Raw genomic sequence first — 18,405 nt, forward strand, 5'->3', positions numbered from 1 at the left:
GGGGGGAGGCCGCGCGCCGCCCCCAGCCGGTGCGCGAGCCGGTCGGCCCAGGCGCGCAGGCCGGCGGCCGCGGGTCCGGCCGCGTGCGCGGCGAGCCCCTCGACGAAGGCCAGGAGCGGCGGGACGCCCTCGGCGCTGAAGGTCAGGTCCTCCAGCCTGCCCAGAACGCTCCACAGATCGCCCGGGTCGGCGGCGAGGGCGGGGCCGGAGGGGCCGGCGACCTTCCAGTAGAGCGCCCGGATCGCGGCCGGCTCGACGGCCTCGGAGACGCGGTCGCCCAGGCTCCGCAGGAGGCCGTCGAGTTCCCGGCGCTCCTTCGGGCTGAGCAGCGGTTCGGGAAGCAGCTCCTCGACGAGGTCGCGGAGCTCCCCCATCGGCGTGCTCCCGCGGTGGAACTCCTCGACGATCTCGACCAGCGCGTGGAACGCCCCGGGATAGGGCAGGCACGCGTCCACGAGATGCCAGACATCGGTGATGTCCTTGTCGTCCCGGCTGATCGGGAGGGGATGGCCCAGCCGCCGTTCCAGAAGGGAGACGCAGAGGTCACGGGAGGTGCGCTTGCGCACGGTCTCCAGTTCCCACAGGGCCCGCACGAGGCGGGACTGGTCTTCGAAAGGCAGCGACCATGCCACGTCCGACACTCATCCCCTCCGACACCCAAACCGCACCGGGACCCCCATCGGTGGGGCATATCGTACGCGTTCAGCGAGAAATGATCCCCTGGGGCATTTCCGGCGGTGTGGAATTGTCATAAAGGTCTGTGTCGGAACCGGAGTCCGCGGACCGGGCCGTGGAGCGGACCCGTCCCGGGACCGCGCGGGCCGCCGCCGCGCACCGGCGGAGCGGAGGCCCGACCACCTCGGCGAGCGCGCCCCTGAGCGTCTGCTGGGAGCCGATGTTCCGCCGTTTCCGCAGCGACCAGAGGCAGCAGCTGCTGACCACGGCGACGCACAGGGTGATCGCGGTGACGACCCCGGTCGCGATCCTCGTGCTCGCCACCAGCGAGAGCAGGTAGCCGGAGAACAGCGACCCCAGGGGGACGGCGCTCTGCGTGACGAGGCTGTTGATGCTGGCCACCCGCGCCAGCATGTCGTCGGGGATCCACGTCGCCTGGTAGACGGTGAGCGCCACGTTCATGTGCGCGCCGATGAAGCTGATCCCGCCCCAGGCGGCGAGCCCGGCCAGCGGGCTGTCGTAGGCCGTCACGATCGCGGTCATCGCGAACCATCCCCAGACGCAGCAGAACAGCAGCCGCATCGGCCGGTTGCCCTGGGCCAGGCGGTAGCGCCGGGAAAGGTGGGACGCCGCGACGGCGCCGAGCGTGCCCCCGAGCCCGGACGCCGCGAAGAGAATGCCGATCATCGAAGTGGAGGTGAACTCCTGGTCCGCCTGCACCACGAGCCTCAGAAAGATGATCTGGAAGGCGAAGTTCGTCACCGCGCACACGGCGATCACCATGCACAGGAATGGGTGGCCCAGGATGAAACGAATGCACTTTCCGAAATCGGTGGGTTCGGGGGCCCGTTGTTCCTCCGGTGCGAAATTCTTCTCCCGCACGCAGTGCAGCGTGAGGGCGGAGAAAAGGGAGGAGAGAGCGTCGGCGGCGAAGGGCAGCGCCCTGTCCAGGCCATACAGGAATCCGCCGAGCGGGCGGCCGAGAAGCAGCGCGATATGCCCCCTTGCCTCGTTTCTCGCCATCGCCTCGGGAAGCTGGTCGGGGCGGACGACGCGCTTGACGACGGCGACCTCGGCCAGGCTGTACAGGCCCGCGAGCGCGCCGTCCGCCGCGGCCGCGCCGACCAGGAGCAGGCCGGGGTGGTAGTGCAGGGCGAGGCCGACGGCCAGCAGTACCGACACGCCGAACCGCGTGTACTGGCAGGTCAGCATGATGCGCCGGCGGTCGAAGCGGTCCGCGATCATGCCCGCGGGCACGTAGAGGAGGAGCCGGGGGAACGTCCCGGCCGCGGCGACCCAGCCCGCGAAGACCGGCGAGCGGGTCAGCGACAGCGCCAGCAGCGGGATCGCGATGGCCGCGTTCATGGTGCCGAGCTGGGAGGCGGCCGATCCGCTCCACAGGAAGGTGAAATCCCGTGGCATGGACGCTCGTGGTTTCACGTGGACCCGCTCGCGCCGTCGAAAGCGGCCACCTGTTGCATCCTTCCCGGAACCGATGGTGGCCGGTTCGGTCGAGGTGCGACCGGGCGCCGACCAGCGGGCGGCGGCAATGGGTGCGCCGGCCCGAATGGCTTTCCGTCCGACGGCATGAGCGGCGAAAGGAAAACGGTCGAAAAGCTCCGGGCGCGTTCATACCGAGAAGAAAGCCTGCGGCCCCGTAGTGCCGGGGTCGCAGGCAGACTCTAGTGGAGATCGCGGCGAGAAACGGGTCGATTGTCGAAAAACGACTTCCCGCGGGCGAGTCTCGTACGACTCTTGAACGACGGTATGCCGATCGTGGGGATCGGTGCGGGACGCGCTTCCCGCTTCCGCCGCCAGAGGGGCGGCACAGGACGGGCCGCCCGCGGCCCGCGCGGTGCTCCGCACCGGCGGATGCCGGACCAGGGGGTGCGCCGGTCGGCCCCGCGCCGGGAGACGCGGGGGGCCGGCGGCCGCGGGGTCAGCCGAGCTTGCTCTCGAAGCCGGCGGAGGCGATCTCTCCGCGGCTGGGGTCGAGGATCTCGCGCAGGGCCAGTTCGATGGCCGACTCGCCGAGCACGTCGTCGAGTTCGCGGAGCGAGAGTCCGGACACGTCGATCAGGTCGCCGTGGAGAGCGGGTTCCTGCTGCATGGATTCTCCTCGGGCGGGGTCACGCCGCCTGGCGGGTGGGCGGGCGCACAGTACAGGATTGTCCGTGCATGGGCGGCTGACTCCAATGATTACAGAAGAATCCTGCTTTGACCATTGCCGTTCCGGCCGCCGGTCGACGCTTTTATAGTGCAGTCGAAACAGGCGAATTAGCCAGACCGAAAAGAGGGCCCGCAGAAACGGGCGTGGTTCGGATCTGTGACGCGTGACCTATTCCCCCCCTGACTGAATTGGGATAATACGGTAGCTAAGTGCGCATGCCGGCGCAGCGATCTGGCCATGTGGTGATCGGCGGAATGCGAGGTGGACGCGTGTCGTTCCCGGAGACGGCCCCGGCGGTCTGGGGCAAGATCCCGCCGCGGAACAAGAACTTCACCGGACGCGAGGAGCTGCTCACCAAGCTGAAGGCAGGCATCTCCGGCCAGGTCACCGCCGTGCTGCCGCACGCCCTGCACGGGCTCGGCGGCGTGGGCAAGACCCAGATGGCGGTGGAGTTCGCGCACCGGTTCGCCGTGGACTACGACGTGGTGTGGTGGGTTCCGGCCGACCAGCCGTCCCTGGTGCGGCCGGCGCTGGCATCGCTGGCGCCCAAGCTCGGCCTGACCTCCGCCACGGCCCGGGGCGTCGAGGACGCGGCCAACGACGTCCTCGAAGCGCTGCGCCGCGGGGAGCCGTACCGCCGCTGGCTCCTCATCTTCGACAACGCCGACCAGCCCGAGGACCTCCAGGACCTGCTGCCCCAGGGCCAGGGGCAGGGGCACGTCCTCGTCACCTCGCGCAACCCGCGGTGGGAGGGCGTCGGCCACACCGTCCAGGTCAACGTGTTCAGCCGCGACGAGAGCGTCGCGTTCCTCAACAAGCGCGTCCCGCGCGCGATCGGCGAGGAGGACGCGAACCGCCTCGCCCACGAGCTCGGGGACCTGCCGCTCGCCCTGGAGCAGGCCGGGGCGTTGCAGGCCGAGACGGGCATGTCCGTCACGGAGTACCTGCGGCTGCTCGACGAGTGCACCAGCCAGCTGCTGGCCGAGGGCAAGCCGACCGAGTACCCGGTGTCGATGACGGCGGCGTGGCGGCTGTCGGTGAACAGCCTGGCCGAGAAGGTGCCCGAAGCCGTCGAGCTCCTGCGCTGCTGCGCGTTCTTCGGCCCCGAGCCGATCCCGCGCGAGGTGTTCTCCCGGACCCCGCCCGGGATCAGCCAGCCGCTGGCCGGGCTGCTGCGCAACCCGATCCGCCTCGCGCGGGCCTTCGGGGAGGTCAACCGGTACGCGCTGGCGAAGATCGACGCGCCGAGCCGGACCGTCCAGGTGCACCGGCTGATCCAGGCGCTGCTGCGCGACGAGCTGAGCCCGGCGGAGCAGGCGCGCTTCCGCGGCGAGGTGCACATGCTCCTCGTGGCCGCGACGCCCCCCGAGGACGCGGAGTCGCCGGCGAGCTGGCGGCGCTACTCGGAGCTGATCGGCCACGTGGAGCCCGCCGCCGTCGCCGAGAGCACCGACCCCGAGGTCCGCAAGTTCGCCCTCAACATCGTCCGCTACCTGCGGCTGTCCGGCGACTACGCGTTCGCGCAGCACCTGATCGAACGCCTCCTCGACCAGTGGGCGGCCGACTCCGGGGAGGACGACATCGACCTCCTGGAGGGCAAGCGCCAGTTCGGCAACATCCTGCGGGACCTCGGGGAGTACGGCGCCGCCTACGAGTCGAACCTGAAGGCCATGGAGCGGACGGAGGCGCTGGTCGGCCCCAAGCACCGGATGACCCTGCAACTGCTGAACTCGCTCGGCGCCGACCTGCGGGCGCGCGGGGACTTCTCGGACGCCCGCGACCACGACATGCGCTCCCTGGAACGGCACACGGAGGCGTTCGGCGAGTCGGCGCCCGACACGCTGCGGGTGATGCACAACCTGGCGCTCGACCACGGGCTGAACAGCGACTACGTCAAGTCGAAGGAGCTCCACGAGACCGTCTGCCTGAGGTTCGGGGACGTCGCCCTGGGCACCGCGGTCAACGTCAGCAACGCGCTCGGGGGCCTGGCGCGCGCGGTGCGCCTCTGCGGCGAGTACTCCGAGGCCTGCGATCTGGGCGAGGACGCCTACGCCAAGTGCGTCGACGAACTCGGCGCCGAGCACCCGCTGACGCTGCGCGTGGCCAAGGACCTCTCGATCGCGCTGCGCCGCGCGGGCGAGCTGGACAGGGCCCTGGAGGTGGCGCAGGAGGTCAACGCGCGCTCCGTGCGGCTGTTCGGGCTGGACCACCCCGACACCCTGGCCGCGGCGATGTGCCTGGCCAACGGGCAGCGCTGCACCGGGGACCTGAAGTCGGCCCTGGAACTCGCGGCCGACACGGTCGTCCGCTATCCGAAGGCCTACGGGCCCGAGCACCCCTACAACCACGGCTGCGGCGGGAACCTGGCGCTGCTGCACCGGGTGTGCGGCGACGCGGCGTCCGCGCGGGCGTCCAACGAGAAGGCGCTGGCGGGGCTGGAGGTCAAGCTCGGACGCGACCACCACTACTCGCTCACCGTGGCCACCAACCTGGCCAGCGACCTGCTGGCGCTCGGCGAGGTGGAGTCGGCGTGCAGGCTCGGCCGGGGGACGCTGCGGCGGCTGCGCGCGGCGATCGGGGACGAGCACCCGATGACCCTGGCCTGCGCCGCGAACCTCGCGGTCTCGCTGCGGGAGTCCGGTGACGCGGACGAGGCGGACCGGCTGCACGAGGAGACGATGAGCGCCTACGCCAGGACGCTCGGCCTGGAGCACCCGGACGCCGTCGTCGCGGGGGAGTGGCGCAACCTCGACTGCGACTTCGACCCGCCGCCGATCTAGGCGGTGCCGGAGGGCGAGGGGTGCCCGGGGTTGCGGCGGCGCCAGGCGGTCAGGTGCCGTCCCGCGGCCTCGCCGCCGCGGCGCAGGGCCTCGGAGGGGACGGGCTCGTCCAGCCAGGCCCGGACGGTCCGGCCCATCTCGCCGACGAACACCTCGCCCTCGGCGGTGAGCCCTCCGCTGGAGGCGAGGGTGCGGATGACGAGGTCCGTGGCGGCGCGCCAGCGCGCGAAGTCGCTCTCGGCCTCAAGGGCGGCCTCGCCCGTCTCGTGCCGGCGCTGGTCCCGCCAGAACCTGGCGATGCCGAGGTGGGCGTAGGCGCCCTGGAGCAGCCCCGCGACGGGCCTCGGATCCTCCCGCCAGGGCGCGTAGTAGGTGGTGCCGTCGTCGGGGCGGGTGAGGTGGACGGCGTCCAGAAGCCCGGTGAGCTTGGTGTGCTGGACCTCGTGGGCCAGCGTGACCGCGAGGAAGCGGGCGTCGGGCGGGCTGGACAGGCCGATGCTGCCGAAAGCGTGCCTGGGCGTCGCGCTGGACTGCCCCTGTGCCGGGGCGACGAGCGGGGTCAGGACGGACACGAAGGCCGCGACGTCCTCCGCGACGCCCGGATGGTGGTCGACCAGGATGCGCCAGGCGCCGTCCAGGACCGTCTGCCAGTGGTCGAGTTCGGCGCCGCTCAGGCGGTGCGGGAGCCGCTCGGCTCCGGGCATGCGGTCCGGGTCGTGGTCGTCGAGCAGGAAGCCGGCGTGCGCGCCGCGGTGTTCGGCGGTCAGCCTCCGCAGGGCCTCCCAGCCGGGCGCGTCCCGGTGGACGTCGGCCGGCAGCCCGATCCGCAGGTTCCCGGCGACGACCTCCGCCCCGCCCGGTCCGGACCGGACGAGCGCGCTCCTCCGGCCGGGGACGAGGGCGCGTCCCAGCCCGGGAAGGACGATCGCGCCCGAGCGCGCCGGCACCTCGATCTCGCAGGGAAGGCCCGCCTTGACCGCCGCCCCGGCGGCGAGGGCGGCGAGGCCGCCCGGGGCGGCGCCGCCTTCCGCGCCGGACGGGCCGGCGAGAGCGCGCCTGGCCCATTCGCCGACGGTCGGATGCCGCAGCACGGCCTCGGCCGCCTGCGGGGCCCTCTGCTGGATGCGCCCGAGCAGGTCGTAGGCCTCCGCGGCCTGGGGCCCGCCCGCGTCGCGCACGCCCCGCAGCAGCAGGAGGCGCTTGCTGTACTGGGCTCTGTGGAGGAGTTCGACCGCGGCCGGGCCGCCCTCGCCCGCGGCGAGCGCCAGGAAGACCTTCTCGGGGATCCGGTGGACGCCCGGGCTCATCCGGTTCCCTCCTGGGACGACACCTTCCTCGTGTACGCCTCGACGTCCTGCGAGACCGCGTCCCGCACGTGGGTGACCAGGCGGAAGAGGTCGCGGCAGTAGACGGACGGGTTGGCGAAGCCGGTGCCGGAGCGGTACCGGTGGGTGTAGAGGCCGCCGCCGCAGACGCGGTGGACGGGGCAGGCCGTACACGCGTCGGCGAGTGCCCGGCGGCCGATCTGGCGCGCGGCCATCGCGGGGAGCATCAGGGCTGCGTCGAAGGTGTCCCGGCCCACGTGCAGTTCGGTGTGCGCGGCGCCCTCGTAGGCGGACTTGAGCGTGTCGACCTGCTCGATGGAGCCGTCGGTCTCCACCACGGCGACCGCGACCGGCGACAGCCCGATCGTCTCGCTGCGCGAGGGGCGGCCGAGCAGCAGCCGGATGATCTCGTCGAACAGCCGGACGCGGGTCTCCCGCACCGGGGTGCGGTACCAGCGTTCGAAGATCGCGACGAGCCAGTCGCCGTACGGCGTCGCGTCGTCGTCGCCGCGGCCCGGAGGCGGGGCGTCCCAGTTGCCGTGCGGGAGCAGGAAGTCGACGGCCGGGGGGCGGTGGGCGAGGAGCGCCTCGTAGGTGGCGACGGGGTCGTTGCGCAGGTCGATCGTGCTCAGCAGGCCGCTGAACAGCCGGCGGTACGCGGGCGTCGTCAGCCGGTGCAGCCCGGTCGTGACCTCCTCGTGGCTTCCCCTGCCGTTGGCGCGGCGGCGGTGGCGGTCGTGGCCGTCCTCGTCGCCGTCCAGGCTGACGCTCGCGTATATGTCGAGTTCGTCAAAGAGTTTCAGGTAGACCGAATCGAGGAGGACGCCATTGGTCTGCAAGTGGAAACTCACCGACGTCCGGGAATCCACGGCCGAATTGACCGCCTCGACCGCGTAGCGGATGTGCTCGGGACCGGCGAGCAACGGTTCTCCGCCGTGCAGGACGACGCCGATCCGGGACAGGTCATTGGAGCGCGCGTGCTCGGCGATGCGGGCGGCCGTGCGGTCCAGGGTGGCGCGCGACATGCGGCGCGGCTGGCGCCGCCAGCTCTGGTCCGCCATCTCGTACATGTAGCAGTAGTCGCAGGCCAGGTTGCATCTGCTGTGGACTTTCAGGACGAACTCGCGGAACGGAGTCGGCCGCCACCCCTGCTCCAGCAGGCTCTGGACGCTCAGGGTGGCCGGCCATTCGTCTTCGGTGGACGTCCGGGCGGCCCCCACGGTCACACCGATCAACTCCCAGCGGGGTTCGCGCAAGTGGATCAAGTTCCCTTTATACATTTATATACGCATTATCATGATCACGGAATCGCGGTCCGGGATTGGTCCCGGCGGCGGATCGGCGCAGGGGTCAGCGCAGGGAGCGGCGGGCTATCAGGGCGGCGTTCAGGAGCTGGAGGTCGCCGGGGCGGGCCGGGTCCAGGCCGGTGAGGGCGCTGATGCGGCGAATCCGGTAGGCGACCGTGTTCGGGTGGACGTGCAGGGCCGCGCCGGTCGCGCGGCGGTCCAGGTCGAGCGCCAGGTAGCGCTCCAGCGTGCGCAGCAGGTCGGGCCTGAGGTCCAGGGGCGCCAGCAGTTCGGCGAGCGCGGCGAGCGCGCCGCTCGGACGGCTCAGCTGGTAGTCCAGCAGGACGTCGGCGAGCCGGTACAGGCCGGGCGGGCGGCCCGCCCGGCGGACCAGGTCCATGATCTCGCCGGTCTGGGCGACGGCGCCCGGGACGCCCGCCGGCCCGGTGATCTCCGCGGCGGCCGTCACCTCGATGTCGGCCGCCTTCGCCGCGCCCGCGACCAGGTCGTGCAGGGTCTCCCACCCGGCGGAGAAGGGGAGCAGGGCCGTCCCTCCCGAGGCGTCCAGGGCGGTGAGGGCGGGCTCGTCGGCGACGGCGTCCAGCGCGGTCCGGACGCGGCGGATCTTGCGGCGGGCCGCGATCCGGGCGCGCTGGCCCGACCCGGCCTCGTCCGGATGCGGGCCGAACGCCAGCGCCAGGACGGCGTAGCGGGGCGCCGGGCGGTGCCCCGCGGTGTCCCCCGCCAGCAGCGCGGTCATCAGGGCGTGCCGGCCGCCGTGCTCCTGGCTGTCGAGGATCTGCCGCACCTCCAGGTAGGCGGCGCTGACGGCGGAGGTCAGCAGCCGCTGGAAGTCGAGGAAGTAGCCGAGCGCCTCCTGGAAGGCGGGCAGGTCGTCCGGCTCGGCCCCGGCGGTCAGGTCCTCCCAGGCCATGGCCGCCCCGATCTGGTAGGCGGCGAGGATCGCGTCCAGCGGCACGCCCTCCTCGGCCCGCAGCGCCGCCGAGTCGCGCTGCCGGGCGAAGTCGGCCGCGCGGGCGGGCCGGCGCTGCTCCAGGACGTCCGCGAACTGCCGCAGGCTGTGCTGGACGATCCCGGCGACGTCCCCGGCGACCTCCTCCTGCGGCAGCTCGGCGTAGACGGGCAGCTCGGCGAGCAGCCGCGCCACGACGCGGCGGGTCAGCAGCGGCGCGCGGACCCGCAGATGGGCCGCCACCGGCCGGCCCGCCACGCGCAGCGCCGGCGTCTTGTCCCGCGTCACAACGGCTCCCGGAAGAGTCTGTTTTCGCGCCAATTGAACGGCGTGTCCAGATTCTGGACGATCACGGCGACATCGTCCATGACGCCGGGAGTCAGCTCATGAAGCGTCTGTTCAACGGCCGCCCGTCCACCCCCCGGGCCGTCAGGGGCCGGGCCGCGAGGAGCCGAGTCGCCGGGGGCGCGGTCGGCGCGCTCGTTCTGGCGGGCGCGGCGCTCGGCGGGACGGCCGTTCCCGCGGCGGCCGCCGCGGTGGAGTACGTCGCGCTCGGCGACTCGATGGCGTCCGGCCCGCTCATCCCGGACATCACCGGCCCGGTCGGCTGCGGGCGCTCCACCCGCAACTACGCGCACGTGCTGGCCTCCCGCACGGGCGCCGCCCTCCGGGACGTCACCTGCAGCGGCGCCAAGACCACCCACATGACCCAGTCGCAGAGCACCAGCGTCGGCGGCGTCGACACCGGGACCGTCCCGCCGCAGCTCGACGCGCTCACCGCGTCCACCGCGCTCGTGACCCTCACCATCGGCGGCAACGACGTCGGCCTGGTCGGCATCGCCCAGGACTGCGCCACCCTCGACCCCACCGCCACCCCGTGCAAGGGCGAGTTCGAGGACCAGGTGGCCCAGCGCACCCGCGACTTCGGCCCGAAGCTGTCCGCCGTCCTGGACGGGATCCGCGCCCGCTCCCCGAAGGCCCGGATCGTCGTCACCGGCTACGGCCTCTACGTCAGGCGGAACGGCTGCTGGCCCGTCCAGCCCGTGCTGCCCACGGACGCCAACTTCCTCCAGGGCTCCGTGAACGCCCTGAACGACGTGATCCGCCAGCAGACGACCGCGCACGGCGGGACCTACATCGACCTGGTCACGCCCAGCGCCGGCCACGACGCGTGCCAGTCGGCGTCCCAGCGCTGGGTCGAGGGCTACGTCCCCGTCCACTCCGCCGCGCCCCTGCACCCGAACGCGGCGGGCGAGGCCGCGTACGCCGCCGTCATCGGCGGCGTCCTCGGCGCCTGAGCCCGCTGATGGCCCGTCCCGGCCAGACCTCCGGGCCGGGACGGGCCGTAAGCTTCGTGGCGCCGACGGAGGGGTGATCATGAACGAGCAGATGCGCGCCAACACCGCCGCGTACGAGCAGACGATCCGCTCGACGCTCGCGCTCGCCGGGACGCTGGGCGACGACGACTGGGACCGGCCGACCGAGTGTCCCGGCTGGACGGTCAAGGACCAGTTCTCCCACCTCGCCGGCGTGGAGCGCGACCTGCTCGGCGATCCCGCCCCGCCCGTCGAGCTGCCCGAGTTCGAGCACCTCCGCAACGACTTCGCCCGCTACACCGAGCTGGCGGTGCACGCGCGGCGGCCGGTCCCCGGCCCGCAGGTCGCGGCGGAACTGGCGGACGCGCTCGAACGCCGCCTCGTGCAGCTGGCCGGCGAGGACCCCGACCGCGTCCTGATGTGCCCGGACGGCAGGGAGGGCCCCTACACGCGGTTCATGAAGTTCCGCGCCATGGACTGCTGGACCCATGAGCAGGACGTCCGCCGGGCGGTCGGCCGCCCCGGCAACCTCGACGCCCCCGCGGCGCGGTGCTTCTGGGAACTGCTGAGCCGCCCCCTGCCCCGCATCGTGGCGCGGGCGGCGAAGGGCGCGCCCGGTCGCAGCGCCGTCCTCACGATCTCCGGCCCGCCCGACTTCGAGGTCGCCGTCACGGTCGGCGACGACGGCCGCGGCGCGTGGTCCGACGTCCCGGCGTCCCCGTCGGCGAGGATCGCCATGGACTGGGAGACCTACGTCCGGCTGACCGCCGGACGCTGCGCGGCGGGCGACGTCGCCGTCCGCGCCGAGGGCGACGGGGAGCTGGCCGGCGGGATCCTCGCCACCATGGGCGTCACCCCCTGAGCCGCCGCCCCCGGTCCGCGGGCTCTCAGCGGTGCCGGACGGCGTCCGGGAAGTGGGAGGCGAGCAGGTCGGGGGACTCCTCGCGGCCGTCGAGGACGCGGTTGACGCGGGTCACGGCGCGCCAGCCGGACGGGGTGCGGCGCAGCCGCCAGTGGTTGGCGGTGGCGCGGCGCAGCACGAAGCCGTCCGGCCGCTTGACGATCATGAGGGTGTAGCCGACGGCGGTGGCCTCGTCGCCGGAGAGCGTGACGTGCGGCGGGCCGACGACGTGCGCGCAGCCGCCGGAGATCCACCGCTGGTGGTTCGCCGAGCGGACCATCGCCTCGATCTCCGGGTGCCCGGTCATCATCAGCTCGTCCACGTCGTAGACGCCGTCCGGCTCCCAGAGCCCGGCGACCTCGGCCGCGGAGCCGCTGTCGACCAGCGGCCCGTAGGACAGGATCAGCCGGGTGATCTCCCGCTCGTCCTCCAGGGCGCGCAGCCGCTCCTCGAGGGCGGCCAGCCGGGCTTCGACGCTCACCGCTCCTCCCCGAAGACCAGGCCGTAGCCGGCGGCCAGCCCGCGCAGGGCGGCGAGCTGCTCGCAGTAGTGCTCCGCCGACTCCGACTCCATCCGGACGCCGGCGATCGTGGCGCCCGCCTCGCGCAGCCGGGCGAGCGCCGTCCCGGCCGCCTCCGGGGCGCCGATCGGGTCCAGCGGGCGGGACGGCGCGAGGACCACGTCGAAGCCGGGCGGCACGTCGGCGTCCGCGAGCATCTCCGCGAGCGTGCGCAGCGGCAGGCCGAACGGCACCCAGCCGTCGGCGTCCAGCGCGCGGCGCAGCGAGCGGCCCGAGCGGCCGCCGATCCACAGCGGGACGCGGTCCTGGACGGCGTGCGGCTCCACGACGAGCCCGGAGTAGGCGTAGTGCTCGCCGCGGTACTCCGGCGTGCGCCGCGACAGGGAGGCGCGCAGCGCCGCCAGCGCGTCGTCGGCGCGGGAGCCGCGGCCGGCGAACGGCGCGCCGAGCAGGTCGAACTCCTCCTCCAGGCTGCCGACGCCGAGGCCGAGCGTGAGCCGCCCGCCGCTGACCCGGTCGAGCGTGCCGTAGCGCTTGGCGATGGCGAGCGGGTGGTGGTAGCCGAGCACGAGCACCTGCGTGGCGAGCCGGATCCGGGACGTGCGGGCGGCGAGGTGCCCGAAGGTCGCGAGCGGGTCCCAGTAGACGCCGCCGCGCTGCTCGGCGGCCTCGGCCGGGACGGCGACGTGCTCGCTGCACGTCAGGTGGTGGTAGCCGAGCCGGTCGGCGGCCCCGGCGATCAGGGCGATCTCCTCGATGCCCGCGCCGCGCTCCCAGGCGGCATGGCCGGGCGGCTGCGCCACCACCGGCGTGACGATCCCGACACGCATCGCTGCTCCCCTCGTTGGTGGAAAAACGTTCTATCACGGTGGCCGGTCCGACCTGGGGCGCGGTCCCGGTGCCGAAGCCTCCGGCTGACCTGCTCTTACTTCCCCTCTTCCGCTGCCAGCAAGCGGTTGCTACATTCCAGGTAACAAGAATTCATTTCAGTCATGTTCTGGGAGGTGCGATGACCGAGGCCACGATGCCGGAGGCAGCCACGCCGGAGGCCATGACCAGGCCGGGGGCCCTGACCGCGCCGGAGGTCATGTCGACCGCGCGCCGGGAGTCGCCGCCGTCGATGATCGAGCGGATGACGCTGATCCTCGACGCGTTCAACGGGCCGACCGCCCGGCTGACCCTGGAGGACGTCGCCCGCCGCACCCGGCTGCCGCGCTCCACCGCGCACCGCATCCTGGACCAGCTCGTCCGGCAGCGCTGGCTCGCGCACCACTCGTTCGGCTACGGGCTCGGCCAGCGCGCCCTCGGCCTCGGCGGGCAGGACGGCGGGCACGGCAAGATCCGCGAGGCCGCCGCGCCGCTGCTGCACGAGCTGCAGGTCACCACCGGGCTCGTCGCGCACCTGGCCGTCCTGGACGGCGCCGAGATCTTCTACCTGGACAAGCTCGGCGGGCGGCTCGCCACCTCCGTCCCGTCACGGGTCGGCGGCCGCGCCCCGGCGCACTGCACCGCCCTCGGCAAGGCGATGCTGGCGTGGCTGGAGCCCGAGCAGGTGGACGCGCTGCTCGGCTCGGGCATCAGCCGCTTCACCAGCCGCACGATCGGCGAGCTCGGCACGCTCCACCAGGAGCTGCACCGCATCCGGCAGCGCCGCGGCCTGGCGTTCGAGCGCGGCGAGTCCTACCCCGGCATCGCCTGCGTCGCCGCGGCGATCCGCGGCGCGGAGGGGCCGGTCGCGGGGATCTCCCTGGTCGGCGACATCCGCGCCCCGCTGGAGAACGTCGCGCCGCTGGTGGTCACCGCCGCCCGCGAGGCGTCGCAGATCCTGTTCCCCGGCTCGGCCCCCGGCGCCCGCGCGGGACGCCCCGGCGGGCGCACCCGGCGCGCCGTGCGGACCGGCGAGGAGACCAGCTGGTCGCCGGAGACGATGAACCGGCTGCTCGCCGTCGACGGGCGCGGCGACTGGATGTGACGGGCGGCCCGAGGTGACGTCAACCCCAGCCCCACCGGTCGCCGACGCCCCACGGGTCGGGCGCGATCGGCGCGTCGGGCTCCCCGACGCCGAACCGGCTGCGGAAGAACACCATCGGGCGCCGCCACGCGCCGTCCACCACCTCGTGCCGGTCCACCGCCAGGACCCGCCCGATCACCACCTCGTGGTCGCCGGCCTCGTGCACGTCGTGCACGACGCAGTGGACCGCGAGCAGGACGTCCGGCAGGGCGGGGGCGCCCCACCGCGACTCCTCCCAGTCCAGCCCCTCGAACTTGGCGCCCCGGCTCGACCCGAAGCGCTCGCACAGCTCGCGCTGCTCCTCGCCGAGGACGTTCACGCAGAACCGTCCCGCCGAGCGGATCCGGGGCCACGACCGCCCGCGCTTGTCCGCGCAGAACAGGATGAGCGGCGGGTCCAGCGACACGGACGCGAACGACTGGCAGGCGAAGCCGACGGGCTCGCCGCCGTCGAGGGCGGTGACCACGGTGACGCCCGTCGCGAACTCCGCCATGGCCTTGCGGAAGTCCGCCGGCTCCGGCGCGGCCGCGTCGGCGTCGTGCAGGGGCGTGAGCGCTGGCTCGGCTGGCATGTGTTCACCTCGGGGCTGCGAGCGGGCGGGCGTTCGAATCCACTATGCGACATTTCTACTAACGGGTACTCACCCGGCACCGGTCAAGGGGCCGCCGGTGAGCCCGAAGGTAGGCACGCCCCTGCGCGCCCACCCGCCCCGATCCCGATGAGTGGAAGCGGGCCGCGGGACGGGCCCGCCGAGCCGCCCTGGGACCCGCGTCCCGCTGATCGGGATCCACCGCCGGACCCCGCCGTCCCGCCGATTACGTTCCGGACAAGCCACCGTCGAAGGACTGGGAGATCATGCCTGCGGAGCTGACCTACGAGTCGACGTTGCGCGAGCTCGCCACCGACCAGGGCGTCCTGCGCTACCACGAGGCCGGTGAGGGCCCGCCGCTGCTGCTGCTGCACGGCTCCGGTCCCGGCGTCACCGGCTGGCGCAACTACCGCGGCAACCTCGCCCGGTTCGCCGAGCACTTCCGCTGCCTGGTCCTGGAGTTCCCCGGCTTCGGCGTCAGCGACCCGACCGACGAGCACCCGATGATGGCCGCCGGCGGCGCCGTCGTCCGCTTCCTGGACGGCCTCGGCCTCGGCCAGGTCGACGTCATCGGCAACTCCATGGGCGGCATCGTGGCGACGCAGGTGGCGCTGCGGCACCCCGAGCGCGTCCGGCGGCTGGTCACCATCGGCGGGATCGGCCGCAACGTCTTCAGCCCCGCGCCCGGCGAGGGGATCAGGCTGCTGGCCGAGTTCACCGACGACCCGACCCGCGAGGGCCTCGTCCGGTGGCTGAACTCGATGGTGTACGACCCGCGGATCGTCACCGAGGAGATGATCGAGGAGCGCTGGAAGCAGGCCACCGACCCCGACACCCTCGCCAGCGCGCGCCGCATGTACGGGTCGAAGGCGATGGCGGCCCGCGCGAAGGCGATGGCGGCCTCCGACGAGCCGCCGTACTGGGCGATGCTCCACAGGCTCAAGGCCGAGACCCTGATCACCTGGGGCCGCGACGACCGGGTCAGCCCCGTCGACATGGTGCTCGTGCCGATGCGCACGATCCCGAACGTGCAGGTGAACATCTTCCCGAACTGCGGGCACTGGGTGATGATCGAGCAGAAGTCCGCCTGGGAGAGCGCCGTGCTGGCGTTCCTGACCCGGAAGGACGAGCGGTGAGCGAGCGGGAGCGTCCGAGCGGCTGGGACCACGAGTACGACCTCGTCATCGTCGGCAGCGGCGGCGGGGGGATGGCCGCGGCGCTGACCGCGCACGACGCCGGGATCTCCGCGCTGATCGTGGAGAAGGGCAAGAAGTTCGGCGGCTCCACCGCGATCTCCGGCGGCGGCATCTGGATCCCCAACAACCCGACGCTGAAGGCGCGCGGCCACGACGACAGCCGCGAGTCGATCCGGCGCTACCTGGACCACCTCACCGAGGGCCGCGTCCCGGCGGCGCGGCTGGACGCGTTCGTCGACCACGGGCCCGCCGCCATGGAGCTGCTCTGCCGGAGCAGGTGGATGCAGTTCTTCTGGACGAAGGGCTACGCCGACTACCACCCCGAGTACGAGGGCGGGCGCCCGCTCGGCCGGTCCATCGAGGCCAAGCCGTTCGACACCCGCAAGCTCGGCGACGACGAGCGGTACCAGCGGCCGAACAGCATGAAGGGCCCCCTCGGCCTGTGGATCACCGCGAAGGACTACCACGACCTCGCGATGGCCAAGCGCACCTGGACGGGCCGGCGCGCGTCCCTGGTCGCGGCGTGGCGCGTGTCGTCCAACATGGTCCGCCGCCGCCACATGGCGACCGGCGGCCGGGCGCTCGCCGCGCGGATGCGGATGGCGCTGAAGGACGCCGGGATCCCGCTCTGGCTGAAGACCCCCATGACCGAGCTCGTCGTCGAGGACGGCCGCGTCACCGGCGTCGTCGTCGAGCGCGACGGCGCGGCGCTGCGCGTCCGCGGGCGCCGGGGCGTCCTGCTCGCGACGGGCGGCTTCGACCACAACCAGCAGATGCGCGACAAGTACCTCCCGAAGGGCGGCCAGGAGGACTTCGCGATGGGCGCCCGCGAGAACACCGGCGACGGCATCCGCGCCGGCGAGAGCGTCGGCGCCGCGCTCGACCTGATGGACGACGCGTGGTGGATGCCCGCCGTCCGGCACCCGGCGGGGGCGACGATCCCGCTGCTGTCGGAGCGGTGCATCCCCCGGTCGGTGATCGTGGGGCAGGACGGCAAGCGGTTCACCAACGAGTCGGCCCCGTACGTCAACTTCGTCCACGACCAGCTGGAGGGCGGGCACGTCCCCTGCTGGTTCGTGATGGACGCCAAGGCCCGCGCCCGGTACCCGTTCGCGCAGATCCTGCCGGGCGCGCCGATCCCCAAGGCGTTCTACGAGGCGGGCATCGCGTTCAAGGCGGACACGCTCGCCGAGCTGGCCGGCGAGATCGGCGTCCCGGCGGACGCGCTGGGCGAGACCGTCGAGGCGTTCAACCGGTACGCGCGCGAGGGCAAGGACCCCGAGTTCGGCCGCGGCGACTCCGCCTACGACCGCTACTACGGCGACCCGAACCTGAAGAACCCCAACCTGGACGTCATCGAGGGCGGCCCGTACCACGCGTTCCGGATGGAGGTCGGCGACCTCGGCACCAAGGGCGGCCTCGTCTCCGACGAGCACGCCCGCGTCCTGCGCGAGGACGGGTCGGTCATCGAGGGCCTGTACGTGACGGGCAACTCCTCGGCGTCGGTGATGGGCAACGAGTACGCGGGCCCGGGCGCCACCATCGGCCCGGCCATCGTGTTCGGCTACATCGCCGCCCGGCACGCCGCCGGGAGCGGAGGGTCCGCCGGGAAGGCCGCGGGACGCTCATGACGGCACTGAAGGCGCGGGTGGTGGAGGTCGTCCGGGAGACGGCCGACGCGCACTCGCTCGTCCTCGAACCCGTCGAGGGCGACCGGGAGCGGTTCGCCTACCGGCCCGGGCAGTTCCTCACCGTCCGGGTCCCGGCGGAGGGCGGCTGGGCCGCGCGCTGCTACTCGCTGTGCAGCTCGCCGCTCACCGGCGACCGCCCGAAGGTGACGGTGAAGCGGGTCGCGGGCGGTCTCGGGTCCAACTGGATCTGCGACAACGTCACGGCGGGCGACGTCCTGGAGGTGCTGCGCCCGGCGGGCACGTTCACACCGCCGTCGCTGGACGAGGACCTGCTGCTCGTCGCGGGCGGCAGCGGCATCACCCCGGTCATGTCGATCCTCAAGTCGTGCCTGGCGGCCGGCTCGGCGAGGGTGGCGCTGCTGTACGCCAACCGGGACGAGCGGTCGGTCATCTTCGCCGACGAGCTGAGGGAGCTGACCGAGCGGCACCCGGACCGGCTCACCGTCGTCCACCTGCTGGAGTCGGTGCAGGGCCTGCCGACGGCCGCCGCCGTCCGCTCCCTGGCGGGCCCCTACGCGGGCCGTCCCGCGTACGTGTGCGGCCCCGAGATCTTCATGGACCTGGTCTCCGAGACGCTCACCGGCCTCGGCGCGAAGGTGCACGCCGAGCGGTTCTTCTCGCTGGAGGGCGACCCGTTCGAGAGGCCCGACGATTCGCCGGAGCAGGCGGAGGCGGAGGACGGCGACGCCGGGGAGATCGAGGTCGAGATGGACGGCGAGACCCGCACGGTGCCGTGGCGCGCGTCCGAGCGGCTTCTCGACGCGCTGCTGCGCGCCGGCGTCGACGCCCCGTTCTCCTGCCGGGAGGGGTCCTGCTCGGCCTGCGCCTGCGTGGCGCTGGAGGGCGAGGTCACCCTGGACGCCAACACGGTCCTCGACGAGCAGGATCTCGCCGACGGCCTCATCCTCGCCTGCCAGGCGAGGCCGGTCACCGACCGGCTGAAGATCACCTACGACGGCTGACGAAACATAC

General features: G+C 73.2%; 16 protein-coding genes. 7 read left to right on the plus strand and 9 right to left on the minus strand.

Annotated features, from left to right (window positions below):
- From ABD944_RS21775 to ABD944_RS21785, 3 genes are all read right to left on the minus strand, one after another.
- The coding region (locus ABD944_RS21775) for an effector-associated domain 2-containing protein (RefSeq protein WP_345179223.1) at nucleotides 1–641 on the minus strand (641 nt) is incomplete at its 3' end.
- 61 nt (nucleotides 642–702) lie between these two features.
- A complete protein-coding gene (locus tag ABD944_RS21780) occupies nucleotides 703–2,097 on the minus strand; it encodes an MFS transporter (protein ID WP_345179225.1) in 1,395 nt (464 codons plus the stop codon).
- Between the two features lie 517 nt (nucleotides 2,098–2,614).
- A complete protein-coding gene (locus tag ABD944_RS21785) occupies nucleotides 2,615–2,785 on the minus strand; it encodes an FXSXX-COOH protein (RefSeq protein WP_345179226.1) in 171 nt (56 codons plus the stop codon).
- A 329-nt stretch (nucleotides 2,786–3,114) separates the two neighbouring features.
- Between ABD944_RS21785 and fxsT the strand changes: the two genes are divergently transcribed.
- A complete protein-coding gene (fxsT, locus tag ABD944_RS21790; RefSeq protein WP_345179229.1) occupies nucleotides 3,115–5,625 on the plus strand; it encodes an FxSxx-COOH system tetratricopeptide repeat protein in 2,511 nt (836 codons plus the stop codon).
- On the opposite strand, the gene ABD944_RS21795 is transcribed toward fxsT, so the two are convergent.
- From ABD944_RS21795 to ABD944_RS21805, 3 genes are all read right to left on the minus strand, one after another.
- Complete coding sequence (locus tag ABD944_RS21795; RefSeq protein WP_345179231.1) at nucleotides 5,622–6,932, minus strand: HEXXH motif domain-containing protein; 1,311 nt, start codon at nucleotides 6,930–6,932, stop codon at nucleotides 5,622–5,624. The genes fxsT and ABD944_RS21795 overlap by 4 nt on opposite strands.
- Nucleotides 6,929–8,215, minus strand: coding sequence for an FxsB family cyclophane-forming radical SAM/SPASM peptide maturase (locus tag ABD944_RS21800; protein WP_345179233.1), 1,287 nt, complete (start codon nucleotides 8,213–8,215; stop codon nucleotides 6,929–6,931). Before ABD944_RS21800 ends, ABD944_RS21795 begins: the two co-directional genes overlap by 4 nt.
- An 85-nt stretch (nucleotides 8,216–8,300) precedes the next feature.
- Nucleotides 8,301–9,497: a PucR family transcriptional regulator gene (locus ABD944_RS21805; protein ID WP_345179236.1), complete on the minus strand. Its 1,197-nt coding sequence runs from the start codon at nucleotides 9,495–9,497 to the stop codon at nucleotides 8,301–8,303.
- A gap of 98 nt (nucleotides 9,498–9,595) precedes the next feature.
- Between ABD944_RS21805 and ABD944_RS21810 the strand changes: the two genes are divergently transcribed.
- A complete protein-coding gene (locus tag ABD944_RS21810; protein WP_345179237.1) occupies nucleotides 9,596–10,507 on the plus strand; it encodes an SGNH/GDSL hydrolase family protein in 912 nt (303 codons plus the stop codon).
- Nucleotides 10,508–10,586: 79 nt separating this feature from the next.
- Entirely contained in the window at nucleotides 10,587–11,387 is an 801-nt protein-coding gene (locus ABD944_RS21815; protein ID WP_345179239.1) for a maleylpyruvate isomerase family mycothiol-dependent enzyme, read from the plus strand.
- A 25-nt stretch (nucleotides 11,388–11,412) separates the two neighbouring features.
- Here ABD944_RS21815 and ABD944_RS21820 read toward each other — a convergent pair whose 3' ends face one another.
- Both ABD944_RS21820 and ABD944_RS21825 read right to left on the minus strand, forming a co-directional pair.
- Nucleotides 11,413–11,907, minus strand: coding sequence for a nuclear transport factor 2 family protein (locus ABD944_RS21820; RefSeq protein ID WP_345179241.1), 495 nt, complete (start codon nucleotides 11,905–11,907; stop codon nucleotides 11,413–11,415).
- Entirely contained in the window at nucleotides 11,904–12,776 is an 873-nt protein-coding gene (locus ABD944_RS21825) for a TIGR03619 family F420-dependent LLM class oxidoreductase (RefSeq protein WP_345179243.1), read from the minus strand. Before ABD944_RS21825 ends, ABD944_RS21820 begins: the two co-directional genes overlap by 4 nt.
- Nucleotides 12,777–12,955: 179 nt before the next feature.
- Between ABD944_RS21825 and ABD944_RS21830 the strand changes: the two genes are divergently transcribed.
- The gene (locus ABD944_RS21830; protein WP_345179244.1) at nucleotides 12,956–13,918 is read left to right on the plus strand and encodes an IclR family transcriptional regulator; all 963 of its coding nucleotides are present in this window, start codon (nucleotides 12,956–12,958) and stop codon (nucleotides 13,916–13,918) included.
- A 19-nt stretch (nucleotides 13,919–13,937) separates the two neighbouring features.
- On the opposite strand, the gene ABD944_RS21835 is transcribed toward ABD944_RS21830, so the two are convergent.
- On the minus strand, nucleotides 13,938–14,528 hold the full coding sequence (locus ABD944_RS21835; protein WP_345179246.1) for a flavin reductase family protein: 591 nt from the start codon (nucleotides 14,526–14,528) through the stop codon (nucleotides 13,938–13,940).
- A gap of 284 nt (nucleotides 14,529–14,812) precedes the next feature.
- Here ABD944_RS21835 and ABD944_RS21840 point away from each other — a divergent pair, with 284 nt between their 5' ends.
- Genes ABD944_RS21840 through ABD944_RS21850 form a run of 3 tightly spaced genes read left to right on the plus strand, consistent with a single transcriptional unit; the run spans nucleotide 14,813 to nucleotide 18,395 of the window.
- Complete coding sequence (locus ABD944_RS21840) at nucleotides 14,813–15,682, plus strand: alpha/beta fold hydrolase (RefSeq protein ID WP_345179247.1); 870 nt, start codon at nucleotides 14,813–14,815, stop codon at nucleotides 15,680–15,682.
- The gene (locus ABD944_RS21845; protein WP_345179249.1) at nucleotides 15,679–17,373 is read left to right on the plus strand and encodes an FAD-binding protein; all 1,695 of its coding nucleotides are present in this window, start codon (nucleotides 15,679–15,681) and stop codon (nucleotides 17,371–17,373) included. Before ABD944_RS21840 ends, ABD944_RS21845 begins: the two co-directional genes overlap by 4 nt.
- Nucleotides 17,370–18,395 carry a 2Fe-2S iron-sulfur cluster-binding protein gene (locus ABD944_RS21850; RefSeq protein WP_345179251.1) on the plus strand — a complete coding sequence of 342 codons (1,026 nt, stop codon included), beginning with the start codon at nucleotides 17,370–17,372 and terminating at the stop codon, nucleotides 18,393–18,395. The genes ABD944_RS21845 and ABD944_RS21850 overlap by 4 nt, the downstream gene beginning before the upstream one ends.
- Nucleotides 18,396–18,405: the final 10 nt, after the last annotated feature.

Origin of the sequence: Actinomadura verrucosospora (assembly GCF_039540335.1) — a bacterium.
GTDB classification, from domain to species: domain Bacteria; phylum Actinomycetota; class Actinomycetes; order Streptosporangiales; family Streptosporangiaceae; genus Spirillospora; species Spirillospora verrucosospora.

What these genes read in the sequence shown, in the direction of transcription:
- ABD944_RS21795 (WP_345179231.1), bottom strand. Translation starts at nt 6,932, where the DNA reads ATGAGCCCGGGCGTCCACCGGATCCCCGAGAAGGTCTTCCTGGCGCTC.
- ABD944_RS21825 (WP_345179243.1), bottom strand. Translation starts at nt 12,776, where the DNA reads ATGCGTGTCGGGATCGTCACGCCGGTGGTGGCGCAGCCGCCCGGCCAT.
- ABD944_RS21830 (WP_345179244.1), top strand. Translation starts at nt 12,956, where the DNA reads ATGACCGAGGCCACGATGCCGGAGGCAGCCACGCCGGAGGCCATGACC.
- ABD944_RS21815 (WP_345179239.1), top strand. Translation starts at nt 10,587, where the DNA reads ATGAACGAGCAGATGCGCGCCAACACCGCCGCGTACGAGCAGACGATC.
- ABD944_RS21785 (WP_345179226.1), bottom strand. Translation starts at nt 2,785, where the DNA reads ATGCAGCAGGAACCCGCTCTCCACGGCGACCTGATCGACGTGTCCGGA.
- ABD944_RS21850 (WP_345179251.1), top strand. Translation starts at nt 17,370, where the DNA reads ATGACGGCACTGAAGGCGCGGGTGGTGGAGGTCGTCCGGGAGACGGCC.
- ABD944_RS21780 (WP_345179225.1), bottom strand. Translation starts at nt 2,097, where the DNA reads ATGCCACGGGATTTCACCTTCCTGTGGAGCGGATCGGCCGCCTCCCAG.
- ABD944_RS21840 (WP_345179247.1), top strand. Translation starts at nt 14,813, where the DNA reads ATGCCTGCGGAGCTGACCTACGAGTCGACGTTGCGCGAGCTCGCCACC.
- ABD944_RS21835 (WP_345179246.1), bottom strand. Translation starts at nt 14,528, where the DNA reads ATGCCAGCCGAGCCAGCGCTCACGCCCCTGCACGACGCCGACGCGGCC.
- ABD944_RS21810 (WP_345179237.1), top strand. Translation starts at nt 9,596, where the DNA reads ATGAAGCGTCTGTTCAACGGCCGCCCGTCCACCCCCCGGGCCGTCAGG.